Origin of the sequence: Bradyrhizobium uaiense, from assembly GCF_010811875.1 — a bacterium.
Lineage (GTDB): Bacteria > Pseudomonadota > Alphaproteobacteria > Rhizobiales > Xanthobacteraceae > Bradyrhizobium > Bradyrhizobium uaiense.
The window spans coordinates 1-8,012 of record NZ_VKHP01000351.1; the positions used below are offsets into that span (position 1 = coordinate 1).

Consider the following 8,012-nt stretch of genomic DNA (forward strand, 5'->3'; position numbering starts at 1 on the left):
CCGACCATTTCGCCGGACGCCATCTTCGGCAGCCAGCGCTGCTTCTGCTCCTCCGAGCCGTAGTTGACGATGTAATGCGCGACGATCGCGCTGTGGACGGAAACACCGGTGGTCAGCTCCGGCACCGGCTCCGATCTGCAAGCCATCAAGACCACCGCCAAGAAGCAGGGCAATTCCTACGTCATCAACGGCCAGAAGACCTTCATCACTAACGGCCAAGCCGCCGACCTCGTCATCGTGGTGGCGCGCACCGGCGCGCCCGGCGCCAAGGGCATCTCATTGATCGTGGTTGAAACCGCGGGTGCCGAGGGCTACCGGCGTGGGCGCAATCTCGACAAGATCGGCCTGCATGCCTCCGACACGTCGGAACTGTTCTTCGACAATGTCACGGTGCCGCCGGAAAACCTGCTCGGCAATGAGGAGGGCAGCGGCTTCGTGCAGCTGATGCAGCAACTGCCGCAGGAGCGGCTGTCGCTTGCGATCGGCGCGGTCGCCTCGATGGAGCGTGCGGTCAAAATCACCGCTGACTACACCAAGCAGCGCACGGCCTTCGGCAAGCCGCTGATCGAGTTCCAGAACACGGCGTTCACGCTCGCCGAACGCAAGACCGAGGCGATGATTGCCCGCGTGTTCGTCGACTGGTGCGTCGAGCGCCTGGTCGCCGGCGATCTCGACACCGTGACGGCGTCGATGGCGAAATGGTGGTGTTCGCAGAAGCAGGTCGAGACCGCCGACGAATGCCTGCAACTGCACGGCGGTTACGGCTACATGCAGGAATATCCGATCTCGCGGATGTTCATCGATTCCCGCATCCAGAAGATCTATGGCGGCACCAACGAGATCATGAAGGTCCTGATCGCGCGCTCGCTGTAGGCAAGCGCGCGACCTCGGCGGCCCTACATCGCGCGGACATTCTTGAGGAACTTGTCGACCTGGACTTCCAGCTCGGACGCATTGCTGGCGAGCTCTCCGGAAGCCGACAGCACGCTCTCGGCGGCCTTGCTGGCATCGTCGATGGCCTTGGTCGTGCCGTTGATGTTTGCGGTCACCTCCTTGGTGGCCGCGGCCTGTTCCTCGACGGCGCTGGCGATCACGGTCGAGATTTCGCTGATCTGGACGATGACCTGCGAGATCGCCTTCAGCGCCGTGGCGGTGTTGCCGGTCGCGGTCTGCATCTCGTTGATCTGCGCTGAAATGTCTTCTGTGGCTTTGGCGGTCTGGTTGGCCAGCGCCTTCACCTCGGATGCGACGACGGCGAAGCCGCGGCCGGCCTCGCCGGCGCGCGCGGACTCGATCGTTGCGTTGAGCGCGAGCAGGTTGGTCTGGCCGGCGATCTGGCTGATCAGGGCGACGACGTCGCCGATCTTCTGCGCCATGGTCACGAGGCCAGCGACCAGCTTGTCGGATTTCTCGGCCTCCTCGACCGCCATGCGGGCGATGCGGCTTGCTTCGGCCACCTGGCGGCTGATCTCGGTGACCGAGGAGGAGAGCTCCTCGGACGCGGACGCCGCGCTTGCCGAGCGCTGGTTGACGAATTCGGCGGTTGTCGTCAGCGATCGTGCCGTGCCCTGCATTTGCGTCGAGGCTGACGCCAGCATGCCCGCAAGGCCCTTTACGTCCTTCTCGAAATCGTCCGCCAGCTTCACATTGCCGGTCACGACCGACCAGCTCAGCATCGCGCCGGTATAGTTGCCGCGTTTGTCGGTCAGCCCGGAGACCCTGAGGTCGAGCGTTTCCGGGCCGAGCTTGATCTTGGCCGCATGCGGCAGGTTCTTGGGATCGCCGACGATGCGGCGCTGATGCTGCGGGTTCTTGTGGAAGATGTCGAACGAGTTGCCGAGGATCTTGCCGGGCGCCACCGGAAGCAGATGCTTCACGGTGTCGAGTGTCTTGAGGCTGGTCTGGTTGATGTAGGTGATGTTGAAATCGGTATCGCACATCATGATGTTGATCGGCATGTTGTCGAGCATCTGCAACAGCCGCTCGGTCTGGGTTTCAAGCCGCGCCTTCTCGGTCGCGAGCTCCCAGGTCAGCATCGGCCCCGAGTAGCGGCCGCGCGAATTGGTCATCGCCGTCACGGTAAGATCGAGCGTCTCGCCGCCGATGGTGATGCGCGCCTTGTGCGGCAGGTTCTTCGGATCGGACAGCAGCCGGCGCTGATGCTGCGGATTCTTGTGAAAGATATCGATCGACTGCCCGATCAGTGCATCGACCTTCACCGGCAGCACATGCTCGATCTTCTTCAGGTTCTGCCGTGTCGACTCGTTGATGTAGGTGATCCTGAAATTGTCCAGCTCGCAGAGCATGACACTGATCGGCATATCGTCGAACAGCCGGTACGAATGATCGGAGCCGATTACGCTTGCGACGCTCTTCATCCCCAACATGCATTGCCTCCAGCATTGATATCAATTTGGTGAACTGAAAACGTTGCACCTGATCGGTAGCAGAAAGCCTTCCGCCGCCGGACGGCGGGCAGGTGCGACACACGATTTACAATTTCTGACTGCATGGAACCGTAGGCGATTCGAGTTCCGTCCAGAAGTGCATGCAGTGTGCCTTGCGCGATCGCGCAAGATGCAACGTGCGATGCATGTGATGAGTGCAGCCGAAATCGACGTGCAAGACGACGATTTGCTGCGAAACCTGCGCGATCCGCTGCAAAAGGCATGAGGCGATCGATACTGCACCGTAGTCTTACGGGCGCGCACGCGCGCGCTGCAAATGATTGTTGTCGTGCATATAGCGACGAAGTGTATGCAGATTGTGCCACGCGATCGTCGCGCGCGCCGCGACGCGCTTGACGTCAATCGTTACGCGCGATGCTCGCGCGGCTTTGGAGTTGTGGATGTGGCTTGCTGATCAACTCGCGCGCATGCGCGCTGCCGTGGCAGTCGGCGCGTTGCGACGAGCGCGAGGCTGCTCCATATCGTCGGTGCGTCGATGGAGTATTCACGAATGAAGCACGCATAGGTAGCGTGGTCGCGTCGCGATCCCAGCTCAGGCCCACTGACCGGCGTCGGGACGTCTCATCCGCGAGCCGGCGGCGAGATCGGCGGACGATGACTGGCTTGCTCGCCGACCGGGTCGCTTCGTTCCTGCGGGTGATCGTCCGCTCTGCGGAAATCGATGACGAAACAACGTTGCCCATTGCCTACCGCATGGCTTGACGCAGCTTCGCCCTCGAGACGCGGCTTCGGCCTTGCACCATATTTCCGTCTATCATAACCCCGTGGGACCACGATCCGCGCGAAGCCAAGGCGCGCGCCAGTAGCTGCAGGGAGCCCTCATGACCAAAAGCAACGCCCGCACCGGAGGCCAGATCCTGATCGACCAGCTCGTCGCGCAGGGAGTGGAGCGCGTCACCTGCGTGCCGGGCGAGAGCTATCTGGCAGCACTGGATGCCTTGCATGACAGCCCGATCGATGTGGTGATCTGCCGCGCCGAGGGCGGTGCTGCGATGATGGCGGAGGCCTATGGCAAACTCACCGGGCGGCCCGGCATCTGCTTCGTCACCCGCGGCCCCGGATCGACCAACGCGGCTCATGGCGTGCACATCGCGATGCAGGATTCCACCCCGATGATCCTGTTCGTCGGCCAGGTCGACACCGGCATGCGCGAGCGCGAGGCGTTCCAGGAGCTCGACTATAAGGCGGTGTTCGGCACCATGGCGAAATGGGCGGTCGAGATCGATCGCCCCGACCGCATTCCGGAGCTGGTCGCGCGCGCGTTTCGCGTCGCGCTGCAGGGCCGTCCGGGTCCGGTCGTGATCTCGCTGCCGGAGAACATGCTGACCGAAACCGCGGCGGTCGCCGACGCGCCGAAGGTCGAGCCTGCGGCCAGCTGGCCGGCACCTTCGGATCTGGAGCGCCTCGGCACCATGCTGGCATCGGCCAAGGCGCCGCTGGTGGTGCTCGGTGGTTCGGCCTGGACCGCAGAGGCGGCCAGGGGCATCGCGCGCTTTGCCGAACGTTTCGACCTGCCGGTCGCGACCTCATTCCGCCGTGCTTCGCTGTTCGACGCCGACCATTCGCATTATGCCGGCGACCTCGGCATCGGCCCGAGCCCCAAACTGAAGGATCGATTCACCGGCGCCGACGTCATTCTGTTGATCGGCGGCCGCATGTCGGAGATGCCGTCCTCGTCCTACACGCTGCTCGACATCCCGACACCGAGCCAGCAGCTGATCCATGTCCATCCGGGCTCCGAAGAGCTCGGCCGCGTCTACCAGCCGGCACTGGCGATCCAGGCGACGCCCACCGCCTTCGCCGCCGCGGTCGAGACCATGAAGCCCGCATCCGTTCCCGCCTGGAAGGGCGAGGCGGCCAAGGCGCACGCGGATTATCTCGCCTGGACCGACAAGCCGCGCGAGCTGCCGGGCCGCTTCCAATACGGCGAGGTCGTGACCTGGCTGCGCGATCGGCTGCCGAAGGATGCGATCGTCTGCAACGGCGCCGGCAACTACGCCGGATGGATTCATCGCCACCATCGCTTCCACGCTTTCGCCGCGCAGCTTGCTCCGACCTCGGGCTCGATGGGCTACGGTGTGCCCGCGGCCGTGATGGCCAAGCGGCATCATCCCGATCGCGTCGTCGTCGCGTTCGCCGGCGACGGCTGCTTCCTGATGAACGGGCAGGAGTTCGCCACCGCCGTGCAGTATGACGCCCCGCTGATCGTTGTCGTCATCGACAACGCGCAATACGGCACCATCCGCATGCATCAGGAGCGCGATTATCCCGGCCGCGTCGTCGGCACCCAGCTCAAGAACCCGGACTTCGCGCTCTATGCCAAGGCGTTCGGCGGCCATGGCGAGCGGGTCGAGCGCACCGAAGATTTCGCGCCCGCCTTCGAGCGCGCGCTGGCCTCCGGCAAGCCGGCGATCCTGCATTGCCTGGTCGATCAGCGCGCGCTGTCGGTCGGCAAGGATTTTGTGCCCGAGGCATGATGCGGAAAAGTGCGAAGCGGTTTTCCGAAGAGATCATGCCCAATCAAAAGGCGAAGCGCTGATGATCGGAACGGGCCGTCACGTCGCGATCATCGGTGCCGGCGCGGTCGGCGTGATCAGCGCCATCGAGGCGCTACGCGAGGGCCATCGCGTCACGCTGATCGATCCGGGCGAGCCCGGTGGCACCCAGGCCGCGAGCTACGGCAATGCCGGCTGGCTGTCGTCGCATTCTGTGATCCCGCCGGCTGAACCCGGCACCTGGAAGAAGGTGCCCGGCTATCTGATGGATCCGCTCGGGCCGCTTTCGATCCGCTGGTCGTATCTGCCGAAGGCCCTGCCTTGGTTGGTCAAGTACCTGCTGTCGAGCTGGACCGAGCAGCAGGTCGAGGCCACCGCGCGGGCGATGCGCGATCTGTTGAAGGACGCGCCGCTGTTGCACCGGCAGCTCGCCGAGGAAGCCGGCGTGGGTGAACTGATCGAGCGGCGCGGGGTGATGCACGTGTTTCCCTCGCGCGCGCCGTTCGACCGCGACCTCGGTTGGCGCATCCGCAAGCGCGTCGGCATCGAATGGCTCGAGCTCGATGAAGACGAGATGCGCCAGCGCGAGCCTGACCTGCATCCGCGCTACAAGTTCGGCGTCGTGGTCGAGGAGGCCGGTCGCTGCCGCGATCCCGGCGCTTACGTCGCGGCGCTCGCCGCGCACGCCGTCGCCAACGGCGCGAAGCGCGTCGCCGCCAAGGCCACAGGCCTCCGGCTCGCTGGCGACAGGCTCGTCGCCGTGGTCACCGAGACCGGCGAGATAGCCTGCGACGCCGCGGTGGTTGCCGCCGGCGCGCGCTCCAAGCAACTGACCGCGTCGATCGGCGATCCACTGCCGCTGGAAACCGAGCGCGGCTATCATGTCATGATCGAGAATCCGGAATCCGGACCGCGCAATTCGATGATGGCCGCGGATGCCAAGATGGTCGTCAACTGGACCGACAAGGGTCTGCGCGCCGCCGGCACCGTGGAGATCGCGGGGCTCGACGCCGCGCCGAACTGGAAGCGCGCCGAGATTCTGCGCGAGCATCTGCTCAGCATGTTCCCGAAACTGCCGAGGGATATCCCGCCATCACGGATCAAGACCTGGTTCGGCCATCGCCCGAGCATGCCCGACGGACGGCCCTGCATCGGCCATGCGCGCGCCTCGCGCGACGTGGTCTATGCTTTCGGCCATGGCCATGTCGGCCTGGTCGGCTCGGCCCGCACCGGCCGGCTGGTCGCGCAGCTCCTCAGCGGCAAGGCGCCCGAAATTCCGCTTAGGCCGTTCGCGCCGTCACGTTTTCTGTAGGAAGAAGCCTCAGCTGTCACCGGCCCAGGCCGTGATCGCCGCCGGCGCGATCACGCGTCTCGGCATATGCGGATTGATCGTGCCGGCGCTGACGTCCTGCGTCTGAACGAGCAGGGTGCGCGCAAACGCCTTGGCATCCTGTTCGGTCGTGAAGGTACGGGTCTGACGCGCGAAGCGGTGGTGTCCGGCGTCAGGGCTTCTCACGGCGAACGAGACGTACCAGATGGCCTTGTCCGACTTCATCGCGCAGCTCTGGCGGCAGTGGTTCGCCCGCGCGATCGCGGCGTCTTGTCCGATGCTCGATATGCAAAAAGTGCCAAGAGAAGAATCCTGAAATACAACAGACGACGGCTAACGAGCTCCACGGCGGACAGCTGACGCTACAGGATCGGCACGGATGCCGATACTGGCGGTATAATACCGCTCAACCGATGGATGAATGACAATGCGCCGCTGCGACGATGGTTCCTACGATCCGATGCCGCGCTCTTCCAGTGACTTGAGTCACTTCTCGGGGAGCGCAATCAGGCTGCAAGGAGCCTGTGAGGTTCAAGCATCTTGTTAATCAGAACACGGCCGGCTTTGACCAATGCCAGGAGTCACGCCTTCGGATGATCCATCGCGTGGTGACGTCATGAGCATTGAGACACCCACGCATCTCGCGTCAGTCGATAGAGAACTTGCCGACGCAATGGGTTATCTTCCGGGATGCGGGGGTGGTCAAAATCTTCTGCGTTGTCGTGGCGCATCCCAAGCTTGGCCATCAGACGTCTGGACCGAACGTTTCGAATGCTCGCATGCGCCACGACCTCCGCGAGACGAACCTCTTCGAAGCCAAACCGAAGAGACGCTCGCGCAGCCTCCATCGCAAACCCCTGTCCCCAGAACGGCCTCGCCAGCCGCCAGCCGACTTCGACAGCGGGCGTGAAGCGGGCGACAAAGCCGATGCGCAATAGTCCGACGGCCCCCATGAATATGCCGGATGCTCTCGATTCAACGGCCCACATGCAGAATCCGTGAGAGGATTGATGGCTGGTCTGGAAGTCGATCCAGGCGTCGGAGGCGTCCCGCGATGCGAGCGGGCGGAGATATTCCATGACGTCGGCATCCCCAGACATCGCCGCAAACGGCGGTCTGTCTGAATCGATCCATGGGCGGAGGAGGAGCCTTGGTGTCAACAACTGCATCCGGCTCTGCCTCGGCTCAGCGGTAACGGGTCAATGAAGCCATCGATCATGCGTCGCGCAATCCTGACTGCGCGACACTACGAATAATTCCATGTGGCGTCACTCCGCTCTCCTGGCCGCTCCCGGAAATTGCAGGGGAGCGCGACCCTGCGAGTTACGCGCCATCCATGCCTGATCAATTCGTTCGGCTTTTCAGAATTTAACTTGACGCCGGACCCAACTCAGATGTTCAATGCGCCCGTCTCACCCGATCGAGGGGCGCTTCGCGATCGTCACGAACGCGGGTCGAGATGCGGTGGACGCGGATCGCGCAGTCGACGAATGCGCATGAAGCGGACGGCGAAATCGTGCAGGCCTGACGCCCTAGTGGTAGGTGTCCTCTCGCAAAACGCGTAAGCGTTTTTGCGAAGGCGGTGACAACAAAGCCCAGTCTCGCCGGGGAGAGCACGTATAAGCCGTAACCCATCGCGCAGGGAAAGCCGGGTTGTTTCGGTTACACCTGTGGTCCTACCCCCGTGCTTTCTACCTTTTGCACGGGGCCCATGGGTGC

The 8,012-nt window shown here is 63.7% G+C and carries 5 protein-coding genes and 2 pseudogenes; 3 read left to right on the top strand and 4 right to left on the bottom strand.

Annotated elements, in window-relative coordinates; genetic code table 11:
- Positions 1-125 (bottom strand): annotated as a pseudogene (locus tag FNJ47_RS43195) (acyl-CoA dehydrogenase family protein); the annotation flags it as partial.
- Here FNJ47_RS43195 and FNJ47_RS43200 point away from each other — a divergent pair.
- Positions 121-873, top strand: a pseudogene (locus tag FNJ47_RS43200) (acyl-CoA dehydrogenase family protein); the annotation flags it as partial. The pseudogenes FNJ47_RS43195 and FNJ47_RS43200 overlap by 5 nt on opposite strands.
- A gap of 23 nt (positions 874-896) precedes the next feature.
- Here the strand turns inward: FNJ47_RS43200 and FNJ47_RS43205 are convergent.
- Positions 897-2,387, bottom strand: a complete 1,491-nt coding sequence (locus FNJ47_RS43205) for a methyl-accepting chemotaxis protein (protein ID WP_163162499.1) — start codon at positions 2,385-2,387, stop codon at positions 897-899.
- Between the two features lie 902 nt (positions 2,388-3,289).
- Between FNJ47_RS43205 and FNJ47_RS43210 the strand changes: the two genes are divergently transcribed.
- Together FNJ47_RS43210 and FNJ47_RS43215 are read left to right on the top strand one after the other, a co-directional pair.
- Positions 3,290-4,945: a thiamine pyrophosphate-binding protein gene (locus FNJ47_RS43210; protein WP_163162501.1), complete on the top strand. Its 1,656-nt coding sequence runs from the start codon at positions 3,290-3,292 to the stop codon at positions 4,943-4,945.
- Positions 4,946-5,009: 64 nt separating this feature from the next.
- A complete protein-coding gene (locus tag FNJ47_RS43215; protein ID WP_163162507.1) occupies positions 5,010-6,275 on the top strand; it encodes an FAD-dependent oxidoreductase in 1,266 nt (421 codons plus the stop codon).
- 9 nt (positions 6,276-6,284) lie between these two features.
- Here FNJ47_RS43215 and FNJ47_RS43220 read toward each other — a convergent pair whose 3' ends face one another.
- Complete coding sequence (locus FNJ47_RS43220) at positions 6,285-6,518, bottom strand: hypothetical protein (RefSeq protein ID WP_163162503.1); 234 nt, start codon at positions 6,516-6,518, stop codon at positions 6,285-6,287.
- Positions 6,519-6,907: 389 nt separating this feature from the next.
- Positions 6,908-7,462: a GNAT family N-acetyltransferase gene (locus FNJ47_RS43225; RefSeq protein ID WP_163162505.1), complete on the bottom strand. Its 555-nt coding sequence runs from the start codon at positions 7,460-7,462 to the stop codon at positions 6,908-6,910.
- Between the last annotated feature and the right edge of the window lie 550 nt (positions 7,463-8,012).